Origin of the sequence: Pseudomonas sp. Leaf58 (genome assembly GCF_003627215.1) — a bacterium.
Lineage (GTDB): Bacteria > Pseudomonadota > Gammaproteobacteria > Pseudomonadales > Pseudomonadaceae > Aquipseudomonas.
In genome coordinates, this window is record NZ_CP032677.1 from 1,833,094 (window position 1) to 1,849,678 (window position 16,585).

Annotated in this window: 17 protein-coding genes; 9 read left to right on the forward strand and 8 right to left on the reverse strand. The window is 63.6% G+C overall.

Annotated features, from left to right (window positions below):
- Positions 1 to 94 precede the first annotated feature (94 nt).
- The 5 genes from DV532_RS08560 to DV532_RS08580 form a co-directional block, all read right to left on the reverse strand.
- On the reverse strand, positions 95 to 649 hold the full coding sequence (locus tag DV532_RS08560; RefSeq protein ID WP_056806707.1) for a helix-turn-helix domain-containing protein: 555 nt from the start codon (positions 647 to 649) through the stop codon (positions 95 to 97).
- 144 nt (positions 650 to 793) lie between these two features.
- Positions 794 to 2,152, reverse strand: coding sequence for an aspartate aminotransferase family protein (locus DV532_RS08565; RefSeq protein ID WP_056806710.1), 1,359 nt, complete (start codon positions 2,150 to 2,152; stop codon positions 794 to 796).
- A gap of 70 nt (positions 2,153 to 2,222) precedes the next feature.
- Positions 2,223 to 2,996, reverse strand: coding sequence for a gamma-glutamyl-gamma-aminobutyrate hydrolase family protein (locus tag DV532_RS08570; RefSeq protein WP_056806713.1), 774 nt, complete (start codon positions 2,994 to 2,996; stop codon positions 2,223 to 2,225).
- Between the two features lie 68 nt (positions 2,997 to 3,064).
- Positions 3,065 to 4,411 (reverse strand): glutamine synthetase family protein, encoded by a 1,347-nt coding sequence (locus DV532_RS08575; RefSeq protein ID WP_056806716.1) that lies wholly within the window; start codon positions 4,409 to 4,411, stop codon positions 3,065 to 3,067.
- Between the two features lie 27 nt (positions 4,412 to 4,438).
- Positions 4,439 to 4,993: a helix-turn-helix domain-containing protein gene (locus tag DV532_RS08580; protein ID WP_056806719.1), complete on the reverse strand. Its 555-nt coding sequence runs from the start codon at positions 4,991 to 4,993 to the stop codon at positions 4,439 to 4,441.
- Between the two features lie 371 nt (positions 4,994 to 5,364).
- Between DV532_RS08580 and DV532_RS08585 the strand changes: the two genes are divergently transcribed.
- From DV532_RS08585 to DV532_RS08600, 4 genes are read left to right on the forward strand one after another with little or no spacing between them, the layout of a single operon-like run.
- On the forward strand, positions 5,365 to 5,847 hold the full coding sequence (locus DV532_RS08585; protein WP_056806721.1) for a formate dehydrogenase subunit gamma: 483 nt from the start codon (positions 5,365 to 5,367) through the stop codon (positions 5,845 to 5,847).
- The gene (locus DV532_RS08590) at positions 5,841 to 7,400 is read left to right on the forward strand and encodes an NADH-quinone oxidoreductase subunit NuoF (RefSeq protein ID WP_056806724.1); all 1,560 of its coding nucleotides are present in this window, start codon (positions 5,841 to 5,843) and stop codon (positions 7,398 to 7,400) included. The genes DV532_RS08585 and DV532_RS08590 overlap by 7 nt, the downstream gene beginning before the upstream one ends.
- Positions 7,397 to 10,267 carry a formate dehydrogenase subunit alpha gene (fdhF, locus tag DV532_RS08595; protein WP_056806725.1) on the forward strand — a complete coding sequence of 957 codons (2,871 nt, stop codon included), beginning with the start codon at positions 7,397 to 7,399 and terminating at the stop codon, positions 10,265 to 10,267. The genes DV532_RS08590 and fdhF overlap by 4 nt, the downstream gene beginning before the upstream one ends.
- The gene (locus DV532_RS08600) at positions 10,264 to 10,467 is read left to right on the forward strand and encodes a formate dehydrogenase subunit delta (RefSeq protein WP_056806728.1); all 204 of its coding nucleotides are present in this window, start codon (positions 10,264 to 10,266) and stop codon (positions 10,465 to 10,467) included. The genes fdhF and DV532_RS08600 overlap by 4 nt, the downstream gene beginning before the upstream one ends.
- A gap of 74 nt (positions 10,468 to 10,541) precedes the next feature.
- On the opposite strand, the gene DV532_RS08605 is transcribed toward DV532_RS08600, so the two are convergent.
- Entirely contained in the window at positions 10,542 to 11,405 is an 864-nt protein-coding gene (locus DV532_RS08605) for a universal stress protein (protein ID WP_056806731.1), read from the reverse strand.
- A gap of 154 nt (positions 11,406 to 11,559) precedes the next feature.
- Here DV532_RS08605 and DV532_RS08610 point away from each other — a divergent pair, with 154 nt between their 5' ends.
- Positions 11,560 to 12,177 carry a tRNA-(ms[2]io[6]A)-hydroxylase gene (locus DV532_RS08610; RefSeq protein ID WP_056806733.1) on the forward strand — a complete coding sequence of 206 codons (618 nt, stop codon included), beginning with the start codon at positions 11,560 to 11,562 and terminating at the stop codon, positions 12,175 to 12,177.
- 22 nt (positions 12,178 to 12,199) lie between these two features.
- Here DV532_RS08610 and DV532_RS08615 read toward each other — a convergent pair whose 3' ends face one another.
- The gene (locus tag DV532_RS08615) at positions 12,200 to 12,520 is read right to left on the reverse strand and encodes a YqjD family protein (protein WP_056806736.1); all 321 of its coding nucleotides are present in this window, start codon (positions 12,518 to 12,520) and stop codon (positions 12,200 to 12,202) included.
- A gap of 124 nt (positions 12,521 to 12,644) precedes the next feature.
- Here DV532_RS08615 and DV532_RS08620 point away from each other — a divergent pair, with 124 nt between their 5' ends.
- Complete coding sequence (locus tag DV532_RS08620; protein WP_056806876.1) at positions 12,645 to 12,908, forward strand: hypothetical protein; 264 nt, start codon at positions 12,645 to 12,647, stop codon at positions 12,906 to 12,908.
- A 59-nt stretch (positions 12,909 to 12,967) separates the two neighbouring features.
- Here DV532_RS08620 and DV532_RS08625 read toward each other — a convergent pair whose 3' ends face one another.
- Positions 12,968 to 13,858: a LysR family transcriptional regulator gene (locus tag DV532_RS08625; RefSeq protein ID WP_056806738.1), complete on the reverse strand. Its 891-nt coding sequence runs from the start codon at positions 13,856 to 13,858 to the stop codon at positions 12,968 to 12,970.
- A gap of 102 nt (positions 13,859 to 13,960) precedes the next feature.
- On the opposite strand from DV532_RS08625, the gene DV532_RS08630 reads away from it, so the two are divergent.
- From DV532_RS08630 to DV532_RS08640, 3 genes are all read left to right on the forward strand, one after another.
- Positions 13,961 to 15,040 (forward strand): extracellular solute-binding protein, encoded by a 1,080-nt coding sequence (locus DV532_RS08630; protein WP_056806742.1) that lies wholly within the window; start codon positions 13,961 to 13,963, stop codon positions 15,038 to 15,040.
- Between the two features lie 25 nt (positions 15,041 to 15,065).
- Positions 15,066 to 16,031, forward strand: a complete 966-nt coding sequence (gene speB, locus DV532_RS08635) for an agmatinase (protein WP_056806746.1) — start codon at positions 15,066 to 15,068, stop codon at positions 16,029 to 16,031.
- 220 nt (positions 16,032 to 16,251) lie between these two features.
- Positions 16,252 to 16,569 carry a hypothetical protein gene (locus tag DV532_RS08640; protein WP_056806750.1) on the forward strand — a complete coding sequence of 106 codons (318 nt, stop codon included), beginning with the start codon at positions 16,252 to 16,254 and terminating at the stop codon, positions 16,567 to 16,569.
- Positions 16,570 to 16,585 lie beyond the last annotated feature (16 nt).

Genomic DNA, 16,585 nt, shown 5'->3' on the forward strand with positions numbered 1-16,585 from the left:
ACGCAATTGTCAACCGGAGTTTTAGGCGGGCGGGCGGATGCAAGCCACCCCTGTAGGGGTGGCAGCAACTGGCGTGATGTCGTGGGGCGAGCGCTTAGCTGAATACCCAGAGCACGCGGGTAGGCTTATCGGTGAGGTTGGCGTAGCGAAAACTGGCGTGCGGTTGCAGCTGAAAACTGTCATTGGCGCGCAGCGTTACCGGCTCGCCGCCATCCAGCCAGACGGTCAGCTCGCCTTCAAGCACGAAGCAGCCCTGTTCCGAGCTGTCGTCAAGGTACTCTTCGCCGCTGCTGGCCCCTGGCTCAAGGTGGCTATCGAGCATGGAAAAAGCGCCGGTGATGGTGGGGGAGGCCAGCACGTCGGTGATGCCGCCGGCCAGGTGAAGCGTACGACGCTCGTGAGGGCGGGTGACCCAGTCGAGTTCGCGGGGTTTGTCCAGTTTGTAGAAATAGGCTGTGGAGACACCCAGTTCTTCGCTGATTGCCGTGAGGTCGGCCACGGTTGGGCGCGATACGCCCCGTTCGACTTGGGAAAGAAAACCCACCGAACGGCCGATGCGTTGGGCCAGTTCGCCCAGTGTCAGGCCCTTGAACTTGCGCAGGTCGCGAATCAGTACGGCCAGGCCTTCGATCTCTTCGTGCACTTTCATAGTTGAATCGCGACTTTCGGACAGGAAAATAATGCCCTGAAAAGTACAGGATTCATCTCGCAAAGCAAAATGCTTCAAGGGCTTGCTGTGTGTCAGTCAAGCAAACAGGGGCTGCAGGGCAGCCCCAGTGAAACCAACTGCCGCTTAGCGAACAGCCTCGTACGTCAGGTCCAGGCACTTGCGGGCTTTTTCCACCAGTTCGTCGATCTCCTCAATGCTGATCACCAGCGGCGGCGCGATGATCATGGTGTCGCCCACGGCGCGCATGATCAGGCCGTTGTCGAAGCAGTGCTGGCGGCAGATCATGCCGACACCTTTGCCTTGGTAACGGGCGCGGGTGGCCTTGTCTTTCACCAGCTCGATCGCGCCGAGCATGCCCAGGCCGCGTACTTCGCCCACCAGCGGGTGGTCGGCCAGCTCGCGCAGGCGTTGTTGCAGATACGGGGCGGTTGTTTCGCGCACCTGCTCGATGATCTTCTCGTCCCGCAGGATGCGCAGGTTCTCCAGGCCCACCGCAGCCGCCACCGGGTGGCCGGAATAGGTGAAGCCGTGGTTGAAGTCACCGCCTTCGCTGATCACTTTGGCCACTTTGTCCCGCACGATCACACCGCCCATGGGGATGTAGCCGGAGGTCAGGCCCTTGGCGATGGTCATCAAGTCAGGCTGGAGGTCGTAGTAGTCGCTACCGAACCACTCACCGGTACGGCCGAAGCCGCAGATCACTTCGTCGGCGACGAACAGGATGTCGTACTTAGCGAGGATTTCCTTCACCTTCGGCCAGTAGGTCTGTGGCGCAATGATCACGCCGCCAGCGCCCTGGATCGGTTCGGCGATGAAGGCGGCGACATTGTCCACGCCGACTTCCAGAATTTTCTTCTCCAGCTGTTCGGCCGCCCACACGCCGAAGTCGGCCTCGGTCATGTCGCCACCTTCGCCATACCAATACGGCTGCGGGATGTGCACGATATCCGGGATCAACCCGCCTTGCTGGTGCATACCGCTCATACCGCCCAGGCCCGCGCCGGCCACGGTGGAACCGTGGTAACCGTTGATACGGCCAATGATGACCTTCTTGTTTTTCTGGCCCTTGAGCGCCCAGTAATGCCGGACCATGCGCAGCACGGTGTCATTGCCTTCGGAGCCGGAGCCGGTGAAAAACACATGGTTCATGCCTGGCGGCGCCACATCGGCGATTGCCTTGGCCAGTTCCAGCGCAGGCGGGTGCGCGGTCTGGAAGAACAGGTTGTAGTAGGGCAACTGCTTCATCTGCTGGCTGGCGACGTCGGCCAGTTCATCGCGGCCATAGCCGACCGCCACGCACCACAGGCCCGCCATGCCATCAAGAATCTTGTTGCCTTCGCTGTCCCACAGGTACACGCCCTTGGCCGAGGTAATGATGCGCGGGCCTTTCTTGGCCAGTTGCTGGACATCGCTGAACGGCGCCAGGTGATGGTCGCGGCTCATCGCTTGCCAGGCAAGCGTCTGCGAATGCTGTTCACTCATTGACTTCACTCCATCAAGTTGCGCAGCCGAACTGCGCGGGTACTTTTTTGTCGTTGGTAACGGTTGTCTTTCAGGCGGACAGCAACAGCCGCTGGCGCAATACCGAGCGCTGCCGGCAGGCCTTGCCAAAGGACTGGAAGATGGTCAGGTAATGCGGGTTATCCATGACCTGGTACTCGGGGTGCCATTGCACGGCCAGGGCAAAGCCCTTGCTGTTCTCGACCGAAATCGCTTCCACCAGGCCATCGGGTGCCAGCGCTTCAACCCTCAGCCCGGGGGCCAATGCATCGATGCCTTGGCCGTGGATGGAATTGACCTCGATGATCGCCGGCAAGCCCATGCGATCAAGCATGCCGCCGGGCTCGATATGCAGGGCGTGACGCGGGCCATACTGCTTTTCGATAGGCTCCCCTTTGCCTTCGCGGTGGTCCATGAACATGCCGGCCTCGTGCACTTTCTGGTGCAGGGTGCCGCCCAGCGCCACGTTCATTTCCTGGAAGCCACGGCAAATGCCGAGCACCGGCACACCGGCGGCGATGGCCGCACGCATCAACGGCAACGTGGTGGCGTCACGCAGCGGGTCGTGATGAGTGCCCGCTGCACTGGCCGGGCCGTGGTAGTGGTGCGGTTCGATGTTGGACGGCGAACCGGTGAAGATCAGCCCATCCACCACGTCGAGAATATCGGCGCTATCCATCAGGTCGGCGAGGCTGGGAATCACGATGGGCAACCCACACGCTGCCTTGGCCGCCGCGCGTGCGTACTTCTCGCTGATGGTCTGGGTTGCATGCAGCTCAATCATGCTGGTGCATGCGGTAATGCCGATAACGGGCAAACGTGGCATATCTTCCTCCGGCAAATCCATATTGCGCGTTGTAATGAAGCGCTAGGGGGCAGCGTCTTGGTCTTTACCTACAGGAACCAGCGGTATTCGCGGGCATCGATGTGGTGCATGAAGTCCAGTTGCTCCTGGTATTTGTTTTCGCAATAGACCATCACGAACTCGCTACCCAGGCCTTCGTTGATCACCGGGTGGTGACGCATGGCGGCCAGGGCGCTGAGGGCATCCTTGGGGAAATCGATACCGCTCTGGCGGTTGTCGTTCAACGGGGCGATAGGTTCGACGCCGCGCTCCAGGCCGTGCTCCATGCCGGTCAGGATGGCCGCCAGTACCAGGTACGGGTTGGCATCGGCGCCGGCGAGGCGGTGCTCGATGCGCAGGTTGCGCGGGTCGGACTCGGGGATGCGAATGCACGCATCGCGGTCTTCGAAGCCCCAACTGGCTTTGCTCGCTGCGTTGACCATGGCGCCGTAACGGCGGTAGGCATTGTGGTTGGGGGCGAAAATCGGCATGCAGTGGGGCAGCAGCTCCAGGCACCCGGCCACCGCATGGCGCAGCTTGCGCTGTTCGGCACCGGCCAGGATATTGTTGCCGGCGTCATCGTACAGGCTGACGTGCACATGCATGCCGCTGCCGGGTGCGTCCAGGTACGGTTTGCTCATGAAGCTGGCGCGGTAGCCATGTTTCAACGCAATACCGCGGGTGCTGCGGCAGAACAGCGCCGACCAGTCCGCCGCGCTCAGAGCATCGTCGCTGTGGGAGAAGTTGATCTCGAACTGGCCTGGGCCCAACTCGGCCGTGATGACGTTGGCCGGCACACCCTGTTCGTTGGCGCCATCGACCATTTCGTGCAGCACCGACGAGAAGCGCGACAGCCGCTCGATGTGCATGTTCGGCTGGTCGTCCTGGTCGTCGGTGGCCGTGTCGCGTGGGTACTGCGGCAGGCCGTTGTCGAGCTTGCGGTCGAACAGGTAGAACTCCAGCTCGAAGGCCACCACCGGGTGGATGCCGCGTTTGGCCAGGCGCTGGAGCACGCGGGCCAGCACTTCACGGGGCTCGAACTCGATCGGCTTGGCGGTGCCGTCGGAGGTGATGAGCATCTGGGCGATCACTTCCTTTTCCCAGCGCACCGGTTTCAGGGTACCCGGTACCAGGCGCCGGGCGGCATCTGGGTCGCCGTCGGCGAAGCAGTAGTCACCAATGGGGTAAAGGCCTCCTTGGGTGCCCAACAGCACGCAGTTTTGCGGCAGCTTCAGCGGTGTGCCAGCGGCGACTTTTTCCAGCATGTCCATGGGGTAGCGCTTGCCGTAGAAGTGCCCGGGGATATCCAGTGCAATCAGGTCGACATAACGTATTTCTGGGTGTTTTGCGCGGAACGCGCGCACTTCAGTTAGCAGATCCGGAAAGATGACACTCATCTTCTTGTCCTTGTGAGGTGAACGAATTCAGTTGAAGACCCAGAGCACACGCGTGGGTTTGTCCGTCAGGTTGGCGTAACGGAACTGCGCGTGGGGTTGCAGCTGGAAGCAGTCATTGGCCTGCAGGGTCACGGCATCGCCGTCATCCAGCCATACCGTGAGTTCGCCTTCGAGCACAAAACAGCCTTGCTCGGAACGGTCCGTCAGGTACGGCTCGCCACTGGTGGCGCCTGGCTCGAGATGGCTGTCGAGCATGGAGAACGCCCCGGCGATGGTGGGCGAGGCCAGCACATCGGTAATGCCCGATTCCAGGTACAGCGTGCGCCGCTCGTGGGGGCGGGTGACCCAGCTGATGTTGCGCGGCTTGCTCAGGTTGTAGAAGTACGCGGTCGATACGCCGAGCGCTTCACTGATGGCGGTGAGGTCCGCCACCGTAGGGCGCGAAACACCGCGTTCGACCTGGGACAGGAAGCCGACCGAGCGGTTGATGCGCTCGGCCAGTTCACCCAGGGTCAGGTTCTTGAATTTGCGCAGGTCGTGAATAAGGATCGCGAGGGCTTCAACCTCTTCGTGCATCTTCATCGATTCGGGCTGCCGTGAAATTTTTAGAGTTATTTTTCATGAAAAAATACAGGAAAAATTTCACGAGTCAAGCTGGATGGGGAAATGTAGGCTGAATAGAGCTGGGCGTGTAGGGATGTGCCCACGCCCGCATGCAGAAACAGCCTGCGTCGGTTTCAGGATGCGCCTGGTCGCTCGCACGCAACCCCCCGGCGCCACAACTGCCATGCTTGCAGGATGCCTTCGGACCAGTGCGCGCAGACGCGCGGCCGTAGGCGAGGAGGCCGCTGGCACCACGCAACCGTGACGTGGCCGGCGCGCCGCAGCAGAACACGCCGGATACCCGCCCTCACAACAACAAAGGCGGGCGCCGTGATGCCGAGGTCCGCTGAATGCCTGACGAACTGCTCCACTTGCCTGTGATCCACCGCATCTTGGCCCGTGACAAGGATACCCCCGGCGCCCTGTTGCCGATCCTGCATGCCATTCAACACGACATCGGCTACATCCCCGATGCCGCCGTCGCCGAAATCGCCCATGCTTTGAACCTCAGCCTGGCAGAGGTACGCGGGGTGATCAGCTTCTACCACGATTTCCGCACCACGCCGCCGGCGCGCCACACCCTGCGCCTATGCCGCGCCGAGTCGTGCCAGAGCCGTGGCGCCGAGGCCCTGGCCGCGCAACTGCGCGAACAGCTGGCACTGGACGACCATGGCACCAGCGCCGACGGAGCCATCAGCCTGCGCCCGGTCTACTGCCTGGGGGCTTGCGCCTGTTCGCCAGCGCTGGAGCTGGACGGCCAAGTGCATGCGCGCCTGACCCCTGAGCGCCTGCGTGCGCTGGTGAACGGTTGCCGGGAGGACGCAGCATGCTGAAGGTTTACCTCCCCTGCGATTCGGTAGCCCGTGCCGTGGGCGCCGACCAGGTCGCCGATGCCTTGCAGCGCGAGGCCGAGCGCCGCCAATTGCCGCTGGATATCCAGCGCACCAGTTCACGCGGCCTGTACTGGTTGGAGCCGCTGCTAGAGTGCGACAGCGCGCAAGGGCGCCTAGGTTTCGGCCCGGTCACCCCGGCAGACGTGCCGTCATTGCTCGATGCCCTGGCCGGTGACGCCGGGGGCCATTCGCTGGCGTTGGGGCCGGTCGAAGCCATTGCTTACCTCAAGACCCAGCAGCGCCTGCTGTTCGCCCGCGCCGGCATCACCCGGCCACTGTCGCTGGACGACTACCGTGCCCACGGCGGTTTCGCCGGGCTTGAAGCGGCCGTGGCCATGGACGGCGCCGAAGTGGTCGCTGCTGTACTCGATTCCGGCCTGCGCGGCCGGGGTGGCGCGGCGTTCCCGGCCGGTATCAAGTGGCGCACCGTGCGCGACGCAGGGGCCGGGCAAAAGTACGTGGTATGCAACGCCGACGAGGGCGACTCGGGTACCTTCGCCGACCGCATGTTGATGGAAGGCGACCCGTTCCTGCTGATCGAGGGCATGATCATCGCCGGCCTGGCGGTGGGCGCCGACAAGGGCTACATCTATGTGCGTTCGGAATACCCCGACGCCATCCGCGTGCTCGACCAAGCCTTCGCTATCGCCCGTGACGCCGGCTACCTCGGCAGCAACGTGGCTGGCAGCGGCCAGGCCTTCGACCTGGAAGTACGGGTGGGCGCCGGTGCCTATATTTGCGGTGAAGAAACCGCACTGCTCGAGTCCATCGAAGGCAAGCGCGGCATCGTCCGCGCCAAGCCACCGCTACCCGCCTTGCAAGGCCTGTTTGGCCTGCCGACGCTGGTGCACAACGTGCTCACCCTGGCCTCGGTACCGGTCATTCTGGCCAAGGGGGCGGCGTTTTACCGCGACTTCGGCATGGGCCGCTCGCTGGGCACCATGCCGTTCCAGCTGGCCGGCAACATCCGCCAAGGCGGCTTGGTGGAACGCGCCTTCGGCCTGACCCTGCGCGAGCTGGTGGAGGGCTACGGGGGGGGCACGGCCAGTGGCCGGCCTTTGAAGGCCGCGCAGGTCGGTGGCCCGCTCGGTGCCTGGGTGCCACCCAGCCACTTCGATACGCCGCTGGACTATGAAGCGTTCGCGGCTATCGGCGCGATGCTTGGCCATGGCGGTGTAGTGGTGGCCGACGACACCCTCAACATGGCTAGCATGGCGCGCTTCGCCTTGCAGTTCTGCGCCGAGGAATCCTGCGGTAAGTGCACCCCATGCCGCATCGGCTCTACCCGTGGCATGGAAGTGGTCGACCGGCTAATCGCCACCAGCGACATAACTGAGCGGCATGACCACGCCCTGTTGCTGCGCGACCTGTGCGACACCCTGCAGTACGGCTCGCTGTGCGCCATGGGCGGCATGACCGCCTACCCGGTGGCCAGCGCGCTGAAGTACTTCCCCGCCGATTTTGGGCTGACCACCACGGAGGCCGCGCAGTGATCAATTTCTTCGACCCCGAAACCGACCTGGGCACCCCGGCCCGCGACAGCGAGGTGCAAGTCAGCCTGAGCATCGATGGCCGTGCCATCAGTGTGCCTGCTGGTACCTCGGTGATGCGTGCTGCGGCCATGCTCGGCACCAGCATCCCCAAACTGTGCGCCACCGACAGCCTCGAAGCCTTTGGCTCGTGCCGCATGTGCATGGTGGAAATCGAAGGCATGCGCGGCTATCCGGCCTCCTGCACCACCCCGGTCAGCGAAGGCATGGTGGTGCACACCGAAACCCCGCGCCTGGCCGGCCTGCGCCGCAACGTGATGGAGCTGTACATCTCCGACCACCCGCTGGACTGCCTGACCTGTTCGGCCAACGGCAACTGCGAACTGCAGACCGTGGCTGGCCAGGTGGGCCTGCGTGAGGTGCGCTACGGCTACGACGGCGCCAACCACCTGGCCGAGAAAAAGGACGTTTCCAACCCGTATTTCGATTACGAGCCGAGCAAGTGCATTGTCTGCAGCCGCTGTGTGCGCGCTTGCGAGGACATCCAGGGCACCTTTGCCCTCACCATCACCGGGCGCGGCTTCGAATCGCGGGTGGCGGCGGCGGGCGGCGACAACTTCCTGGCCTCCGAGTGCGTGTCGTGCGGCGCCTGTGTGCAGGCCTGCCCGACGGCGACCCTGACAGAAAAGAGCCTGGTGCAGCTGGGCCAGCCCGAGCGCGCGGTCATCACCACCTGCGCCTACTGCGGGGTCGGCTGCTCGTTCCGTGCCGAGATGAAAGGCGACCAGCTGGTGCGTATGGTCCCGGACAAGAACGGTGGCGCCAACCACGGCCACGCCTGCGTCAAGGGCCGCTTCGCCTGGGGCTACGCTACCCACCCGGACCGCATCACCAAGCCGATGATTCGCAAGCGCCTGGAAGACCCATGGCAGGAAGTGAGCTGGGACGAAGCGGTCACCTATGCCGCCAGCGAGTTCCGCCGCATCCAGCTCAAGTACGGGCGCGATTCCATCGGCGGTATCACCTCCAGCCGTTGCACCAACGAAGAAGCCTACCTGGTGCAGAAACTGGTGCGCACGGCGTTCGGCAACAATAACGTCGACACCTGTGCGCGGGTGTGCCATTCGCCCACCGGCTATGGCCTGAAGCAGACCCTGGGTGAGTCGGCCGGTACGCAAAGCTTCGATTCGGTGATGCAGGCCGATGTGGTGCTGGTGATCGGCGCCAACCCCACCGACGCCCACCCGGTATTCGGTTCGCAGCTCAAGCGCCGCCTGCGCCAAGGCGCGCGGCTGATCGTGATCGACCCTCGGCGCATCGACCTGGTCGATTCACCCCACGCCCGCGCCGAACTGCACCTGCAGCTACGCCCAGGTACCAACGTGGCCATGCTCAACGCCCTGGCCCACGTCATCGTCAGCGAAGGCCTGTTGGCCCAAAGCTTCATCGATGCCCGCTGCGAAACCGAGGATTTCGCCCGCTGGCGCGATTTTGTCAGCCTGGCAGAAAACGCCCCTGAAGTGCTTGGCCCAGTGTGTGGCGTACCGGCCGAGCAGATCCGCGCCGCCGCCCGCCTGTATGCCACCGGCGGCAACGCGGCCATCTACTACGGCCTGGGTGTGACCGAGCACAGCCAGGGCAGCACGGCGGTAATGGGTATCGCCAACCTGGCCATGGCCACCGGCAACATTGGCCGCGAAGGGGTAGGGGTGAACCCGCTGCGCGGGCAGAACAACGTGCAGGGCTCGTGCGACATGGGCTCGTTCCCGCATGAACTGCCGGGCTACCGGCACATTTCCAACGAAGGCGTGCGTGCCGAGTTCGAGCGTGCTTGGGGCGTGACCTTGCAGCCCGACCCCGGCCTGCGCATCCCCAACATGTTCGAGGCGGCGCTGGACGGCAGTTTCAAGGCCCTGTACTGCCAAGGCGAGGACATTGCCCAGAGCGACCCCAATACCCAGCACGTTACCGCAGCCTTGCTGGCCATGGAGTGCGTGGTGGTGCAGGACATCTTCCTCAACGAAACGGCCAAGTTCGCCCATGTGTTCCTGCCGGGCAGCTCGTTCCTGGAGAAAGACGGTACCTTCACCAATGCCGAGCGGCGCATTTCGCGGGTACGCAAGGTCATGGAACCGCTGGCCGGCAAGGCCGACTGGGAGGCAACCGTGGCCCTGGCCAATGCCCTGGGCTACCCGATGAACTACCGCCACCCGTCCGAAATCATGCAGGAGATCGCCAGCCTGACGCCCACCTTCCACCGCGTCAGCTACGCCGAAATCGACCGCCACGGCAGCCTGCAATGGCCGTGCAACGACGCCGCGCCGGACGGCACGCCGACCATGCACATCGACCAATTCGTGCGTGGCAAAGGGCGCTTCATGCTTACCGGCTACGTGCCCACCGAGGAGAAGGTCAACACCCGTTACCCGTTACTGCTGACCACCGGGCGCATCCTGAGCCAGTACAACGTCGGCGCTCAGACCCGGCGCACCGGCAACGTTGCCTGGCATGATGCCGACCGTTTGGAAATTCACCCAACCGACGCCGAAAGCCGTGGCATCCAGGACGGTGACTGGGTGGGCATCGGCAGCCGTGCCGGGCAGACCGTGTTGCGTGCCAAGGTCAGTGCGCGGGTGGCGCCGGGGGTGGTGTACACCACGTTCCACTTCCCCGAGTCGGGGGCCAACGTGATTACCACCGACAACTCCGACTGGGCCACCAACTGCCCAGAATACAAAGTGACGGCGGTGGAGGTGGTGAAGGTGTTCCAGCCGTCGCAGTGGCAAAAACGCTACCAGGACTTCAGTGACGAGCAGCGGCGCTTGCTGCAAGAGCGCCGTAAAACCGAGAAAGCCGAGGTGCGCCGATGAGCAGCGACAGCCTGGTCAAGATGGCCAACCAGATTGCCCACTACTTCGACAGCGAACCTGACCGGGCGCTGGCGGTACAAGGGGTACGCAATCACCTGCAAAGCTTCTGGACGCCGGCGATGCGCCGGCAGCTGGCGGAATGGAGCGAGGCCCATGCGGAGGACGGGCTTGACCCGAAGGTACGGGAGGCGTTGATCTAGCTGTTGCTGTTGAATGGGGCTGCTTCGCGGCCCTAGCGCTGGCTTGCCGGCGCTAGGGCCCTGACAGGTTGAATTCAGCCTCGGGCCAATTCCGCCAAGTGCGCGATGACTTCTTCGCTTTTAAGTACCAGCACATCCCCTTCCAGTGCATCCAGCACCACCTCCGAGGTATTGCCGATCAATGCCCCGGTAATCCCCGTACGGCAAACCGTACCGATAACCGTCACCACGGCATCGAGCTGTTTCTCGGTATGTGGAATCAGCACGTCCGCCGGCCCTTCGGCCACATGCAGGCACTCTTCACCGATGCCGTATTCAGCCTGGAACGCGGCACAAGCATCGCGATAACGCTTTTCGATGGTCTCGCTCAATTGGTACACCGGGTCCGGCGCCGACAGCATTGGCGATGGGTGTGCACTGATAACGTGCAATTCACCCTTGGCCAAACCGGCAATGGCATAGCCATGGTCAATGATGCTCGCATGTAAGCGGCGATGGTCTTCGTCCTGGTTACCCACGTCTACCGCGGCCAAGATCTTGCCGCCGGTCCACGGCCGTTCGCTCTTGACCATCAGCACGGGGCACGGGCATTGGCGTAGCAGTTTCCAGTCAGTGGGGGTGAGCAAGGCCTTTTTCAGCGGGTTGTCCGGGCGGTGCTCCTTGATCACCAACTCGCAGCCCTCGGCCTGCTGTACGTAGATGATGGTGTCGTGCAGGTTGCCACGCCAGGCCTCTTCATGGGTGATGTTGTCGTAACCGTCATCATGCAGCTGGCTGCTCAGCAGGCTCAGCAGCGCGCTGTGATCGTGCTTTTTGTCGCACATCAGCAGGTGCAGGCGTGCGCCGGTCACCCCGGCAATCAGCTTGGCACGGGTTAGCGCCCGGCTGTGGGCGTGCTCGGGGTCGAGGACGACGAGGATGCTGCGGACGGCTTGCATGAGCGTTAACTCCCTTCAAAGGTGACGGCCAATGACTGACTATAGTCGGCGCTTGCGTCACTGGCGCTTGATGCACATCAAGCATAGTCACTGGCGTCGCCCGGCTCCGCCGGTATAATCGCCGGCCTTGCCCGTTCTGTGTGGTTGCACGCTTATGTCCCTGATCCCCGAAATCGACGCCTTTCTTGGCTGCCCGACGCCCGACGCCTGGATCGAAGCGGCGCTCGCCGACCAGGAAACCTTGCTGATCGACCACAAAAACTGCGAGTTCAAGGCCGCCAGCACCGCCTTGAGCTTGATCGCCAAGTACAACACCCACCTTGACCTGATCAACATGATGTCGCGCCTGGCCCGCGAGGAACTGGTGCACCACGAGCAGGTGCTGCGCCTGATGAAGCGCCGTGGTGTGCCGCTGCGGCCGGTGTCGGCAGGGCGCTATGCTTCGGGCCTGCGCCGCCTGGTGCGCGCCCACGAGCCGGTCAAGCTGGTGGATACATTGGTGGTGGGGGCATTCATCGAGGCGCGCAGCTGCGAGCGCTTTGCCGCTCTGGTACCGCACCTGGATGAAGAGCTGGGTCGCTTCTATCACGGGCTACTGAAAAGCGAAGCGCGCCACTATCAGGGTTACCTGAAGCTGGCCCACAACTACGGTGACCCGGCAGACATCGGCCGCCGGGTCGAGCTGGTGCGTGCAGCGGAAATGGAGCTGATTCAGTCACCGGACCAGGAACTGCGCTTCCACAGCGGCATCCCGCTGGCGCAAGCCGCCTGATTCACACTAGGCGGCCTGGCAGTTAGTTGCGTCGGCCCAGCAGCAGGCCGATGACCAGACCGAAGCCTGCGGAAATGGCCACGGTTTGCCAAGGATGGCCGCCGATATAGTCCTGGGTTGCCTCGACCACCGGTTGCGCTTTGTCCCGCACGCTAGCGGCTGCCTGGCGCGCCTGTTTCAGTTTGAGGCTGACTTGCGCGCGAAGGGTTTCTGCTTCTTCGCCCACCAGAGCTGAGCTTTCATTCAGCAGTTTTTCCGATTCTTCGATCAGCGCCTGCAATTCGCTGAATACCTGGTCCTTGATCTGATCGCTGGCGGCCAGCGCGGGGTTTTTACGGGCCATGAACTCGTCCTCGTTAATGGAATGGATTGAACAATGGATGCTTGTGCGCGAAAAAAGTTGCTTCGCCGTGTACACCGAGCGTTGGTGTAAGATAGCCGCCATTTTCAACAGGGTAGGTACCTTCATGAGTTTCAATCTGGCCAACATGAGCTTCGAGGAACGGGCGCAGATCGAGGCAGAGAAGGCCCGGCTGTTCGAGATGTGGCAGAACAACCTGGGCAAAGCCAAGGGGGAAGCGGCCCGGCTGATCGCGGAAAAGCCACGGCGCAAGGGCAAATGGGCCGAATGGGTGCGGGCTGAGTTGGACGGCATGTCGCCGCCTGAATACGCCAGCATGGTGCGCAGCGAAGTCAACAAGCTGATGGCCGCTGCCAGCGCCAGCCGCTGATCCCCCTTCAGCTTTGGTGAGCCCCCTGTAGGAGCGGGTTTACCCGCGAATTGGCCGGTTCAGGCAAACGCTGCCAGCAAATCCTGGGCAAACGCCTGCTGTGCCTCGCCAACCACTTGGGCCCGGTGCCGTGCCAACGTAAACGGCACCAGAAAATCCAGCCCCGGGTCTAATGCCCACAACACCCCCTCGGCCTCCCACCCCTGCGCGTAATGGCACGGCAAATAGCCAATATGCCGGCCCGACAGAACAAACGTCAGCACACTCTCGATCTGCTCCGCCATCGCCATGCTGTGCTGGCTCTGGAACGGCTCGCCACCCTTGAGAAACCGGTACGGGTGGCGCACCTGGTCCATCTGCTGCAAGCGCTCACGGCTAACGCCAGCCTCGCCGAACAGCACATGCCCCTTACCGCAATACAGCCGTTGCCGCTCTGCGAACAGTGGCTGGTAATCGAAGGCCGCCTGGTTGCCAGAGAAGTAGCTGATGGCGTAGTCCAGCCGCTGCTCCAGCAACAGCCGTTCCAGCTGCGCCGGCGGCGCGCTGATCAGCTCCAGCTGCACCGACTCCTCGCGCCTGCGAAAGGCTGCAATGGCCGTCGCCAGTTTCACGCTCACCGCCTTGTCCTGGCTCTCCGCCAGGCCGATGCGCACGGCCCCCAGCAGCCGCCCGGCAACGCCACTGGCCTGCTGGCGGAACTGCTCGATATTCAGCAGCAACCCACGGGCCGCCTCCAGCAATAACGTGCCTTTTTCCGTGAGCTGGAAACCGCTTTTGCCGCGGCTGCACAGGCGGTAGCCCAGGCGCGACTCCAGTTGCGCCATGCGCTGGCTGATCGTGGGCTGGCTCAGGCCCAGCACCCCTTGTGCGGCGCTGAAGCCACCGGCCTCGACTACAGTGACGAACAGCCGCAGCAGGTGCAGGTCGGGGTCTTGTACCTGTCCGAGCATTGCATTGCTCCTGATGAATGTCAGCTTTGCAAACTTGCCATTTTTGCAATGTAACCCGGCTGCCATGCTTGCGCCATCCAGCCATTTACCGAGGTGTCCGCCATGCGTCGATCGTTGTGCCTGTTGTCTTTGGTCCTGGCCTTGCCGCTGCAAGCTGAAGAAAAGGTCGTCAACCTCTACAGCTGGGCCGACTACGTCGCCCCGCAAACCCTGCAGCGTTTCGAGCAGGAAACCGGCTATAAGGTGCGCTACGACACCTTCGACACTACCGAGGTGCTAGAAACCAAATTGCTGACCGGTCGCAGCGGCTATGACGTAGTGGTGCCGTCGGCGGCCTTGCTGGCCCGGGCACTCAAGGCCAACGCCCTGCAGCCGCTGGACGCCCAGGCTATGCCCGGCTATGGCAACCTCGACAAGGACCTGCTGGCCAAGCTCGCCGAGGCCGACCCCGGTAACCGCTATGCCGTGCCCTATACCTGGGGCACCTTGGGCCTGGGGGTGAATGTGGAGGCGGTACGCCAGCGCCTGGGCGATGTGCCGCTGGACAGCCTCGACCTGCTGTTCAAGCCTGAGTACGCCAGCCGCCTGAAGGACTGCGGCATCGCCATGCCCGACTCACCGCAAGAAGTGATCGGCGTGGCCCTGAATTACCTGGGTAAGGACCCTTACAGCCAGGACAAGGCCGACCTGGCCGCCGCGCAGAACCTGCTGAACCAGTTGCAGCCATCGATCAGCTATGTCGCCAACGGCCGGCAAATCAGCGATCTGGCCAATGGCAGTGTGTGCCTGGCGTTGACCTACAACGGTGATGCCGCAATGGCCGCCGACCAGGCGCGCCGCGCCGGCAAGCCGTTCGAGCTGATCTACCGCATCCCCCGCGAGGGCACGTTGGTGTGGCAGGACAACCTGGTCATCCCCAAGGACGCCCCGCACCCCGAAGCGGCGCGGGCGTTCATCGCCTTCATGCTGCAACCAGAATCGGTTGCCGCGCTGACCAACACGCTGTTCTTCGCCAATGCCAACCAGGCCGCCACGCCTTTGGTAGACGACGCGGTACGCAACGACCCGGACATCTACCCGCCTGCTGCGGTGCGCCAGCGCTTGTATGCCGACCGCAGCATGGCCCTGGCCGACCTGCGCCTGCGCAACCGCCTGTGGACCGCCTTTCGCAGCCGCCAATAACCCATAACGACCCAGGAGCCCGACCGTGGAGCAAGCCGCAAACAACGACCAGGCCATGACCCGTGACAGCCTGTATGGCACCGCCGCCGAAAGTACTTACGCCGGCATTACCAGTTTTTCCCGTCGCCGCTACAGCCGCGACCTGCGTGGCGTCGATGTGGTGGTCAGCGGTGTGCCGTTCGATACTGCCACCAGCAACCGCCCCGGCGCGCGCTTCGGCCCACGGGCGATCCGTGCCGCCTCGGTGCAGCAGGCCTGGGCCCGACACTGGCCGTGGGCGTTCGACCCGTTCGACCACCTGGCGGTGATCGATTATGGCGATTGCGCCTTCGACAGCGGCAGCCCACAGTCGGTGCCGGACCGTATCGAGGCCCATGCCGCGCCTATCCTGGCAGCCGGCTGCGCCATGCTCACCCTGGGCGGCGACCACTTCATTAGCTACCCGCTGCTCAAGGCCCATGCTCGCCGGCATGGCCCGCTGGCACTGATCCACTTCGATGCGCACAGCGACACCTGGCCGGATGAGGACGGCAAGCGCATCGACCACGGCACCATGTTCTGGCATGCCGCCCGCGAAGGCTTGGTGGACCCAGCCTGCTCAGTACAGATCGGCCTGCGCACCACCAATGACGACAGCCAGGGCTTTGCCATCCTCGACGCCCGGCAGGTGCACCGCCAGGGCACCGAGGCGGTGATTGCGGCCATTCGCCAGCGGGTGGGCGAACGGCCGGTATACCTGACCTTCGATATCGACTGCCTCGACCCGGCCTATGCGCCAGGTACCGGCACGCCGGTGTGTGGTGGGCTGAGCACGCTGCAGGCGCTGGAGATCTTGGGCGGGCTGCGCGGTATCAACCTGGTGGGCATGGACTTGGTGGAGGTGGCGCCGGCCTATGACCATGCCGATATCACCGCATTGGCTGGGGCGACCCTGGCGATGGAAATGCTGTGCCTGTATGCGGCGCGGCACAAGGTAGACAAGGGCCAGTAAGCCTGGGGCCGCTTGGCGGCCCTTTCGCGACACAAAGCCGCTGCCACAAAAGGCCTGCGTCCGCCGGTCATGTGTCGTGCCGGGCAGCAAAGCAGCCAGCAAGGCGCATACTGAAACATCAGGAATTATCTCCACCCGCATTCACACTTTTGCCGCGAACCCCTCGCGCCTTAGGCTATCAAACCCACCCGGCGCGGCATTTTCGTACAGGAGGTGAAGCATGACCCCGACATTGCCCATCCTGGCCTTCGGCCTGGCGCTGTGCCTGCCTGCACACGCCGCCACTGAGCCACCCTTGCAACTCGCTGCCGCTAACAACAACCCCTACAACAGCCCCATCCAGCGCGCCAACCCCAATAGCCGCCAGGGCAGCATGCCGGCCACGCCACCGGTGCGCGGCCCGTCTACCGACCCCTACCAGCGCCCGCCCACGCTGGATAACCGCGGCATCGGCAACGGCGACAACCTGCGCCGCCAGCAGCAAACCCCGAACCTGCAACCCACCCGGCCACCGCGCGACAACCCGCGCGCGCCGTGACCCCGTCCAAAGCGCT

What these genes read in the sequence shown, in the direction of transcription:
- DV532_RS08560 (WP_056806707.1), bottom strand. Translation starts at nt 649, where the DNA reads ATGAAAGTGCACGAAGAGATCGAAGGCCTGGCCGTACTGATTCGCGAC.
- DV532_RS08565 (WP_056806710.1), bottom strand. Translation starts at nt 2,152, where the DNA reads ATGAGTGAACAGCATTCGCAGACGCTTGCCTGGCAAGCGATGAGCCGC.
- DV532_RS08570 (WP_056806713.1), bottom strand. Translation starts at nt 2,996, where the DNA reads ATGCCACGTTTGCCCGTTATCGGCATTACCGCATGCACCAGCATGATT.
- DV532_RS08575 (WP_056806716.1), bottom strand. Translation starts at nt 4,411, where the DNA reads ATGAGTGTCATCTTTCCGGATCTGCTAACTGAAGTGCGCGCGTTCCGC.
- DV532_RS08580 (WP_056806719.1), bottom strand. Translation starts at nt 4,993, where the DNA reads ATGAAGATGCACGAAGAGGTTGAAGCCCTCGCGATCCTTATTCACGAC.
- DV532_RS08585 (WP_056806721.1), top strand. Translation starts at nt 5,365, where the DNA reads ATGCCTGACGAACTGCTCCACTTGCCTGTGATCCACCGCATCTTGGCC.
- DV532_RS08590 (WP_056806724.1), top strand. Translation starts at nt 5,841, where the DNA reads ATGCTGAAGGTTTACCTCCCCTGCGATTCGGTAGCCCGTGCCGTGGGC.
- DV532_RS08600 (WP_056806728.1), top strand. Translation starts at nt 10,264, where the DNA reads ATGAGCAGCGACAGCCTGGTCAAGATGGCCAACCAGATTGCCCACTAC.
- DV532_RS08605 (WP_056806731.1), bottom strand. Translation starts at nt 11,405, where the DNA reads ATGCAAGCCGTCCGCAGCATCCTCGTCGTCCTCGACCCCGAGCACGCC.
- DV532_RS08610 (WP_056806733.1), top strand. Translation starts at nt 11,560, where the DNA reads ATGTCCCTGATCCCCGAAATCGACGCCTTTCTTGGCTGCCCGACGCCC.
- DV532_RS08615 (WP_056806736.1), bottom strand. Translation starts at nt 12,520, where the DNA reads ATGGCCCGTAAAAACCCCGCGCTGGCCGCCAGCGATCAGATCAAGGAC.
- DV532_RS08620 (WP_056806876.1), top strand. Translation starts at nt 12,645, where the DNA reads ATGAGTTTCAATCTGGCCAACATGAGCTTCGAGGAACGGGCGCAGATC.
- DV532_RS08625 (WP_056806738.1), bottom strand. Translation starts at nt 13,858, where the DNA reads ATGCTCGGACAGGTACAAGACCCCGACCTGCACCTGCTGCGGCTGTTC.
- DV532_RS08630 (WP_056806742.1), top strand. Translation starts at nt 13,961, where the DNA reads ATGCGTCGATCGTTGTGCCTGTTGTCTTTGGTCCTGGCCTTGCCGCTG.
- DV532_RS08640 (WP_056806750.1), top strand. Translation starts at nt 16,252, where the DNA reads ATGACCCCGACATTGCCCATCCTGGCCTTCGGCCTGGCGCTGTGCCTG.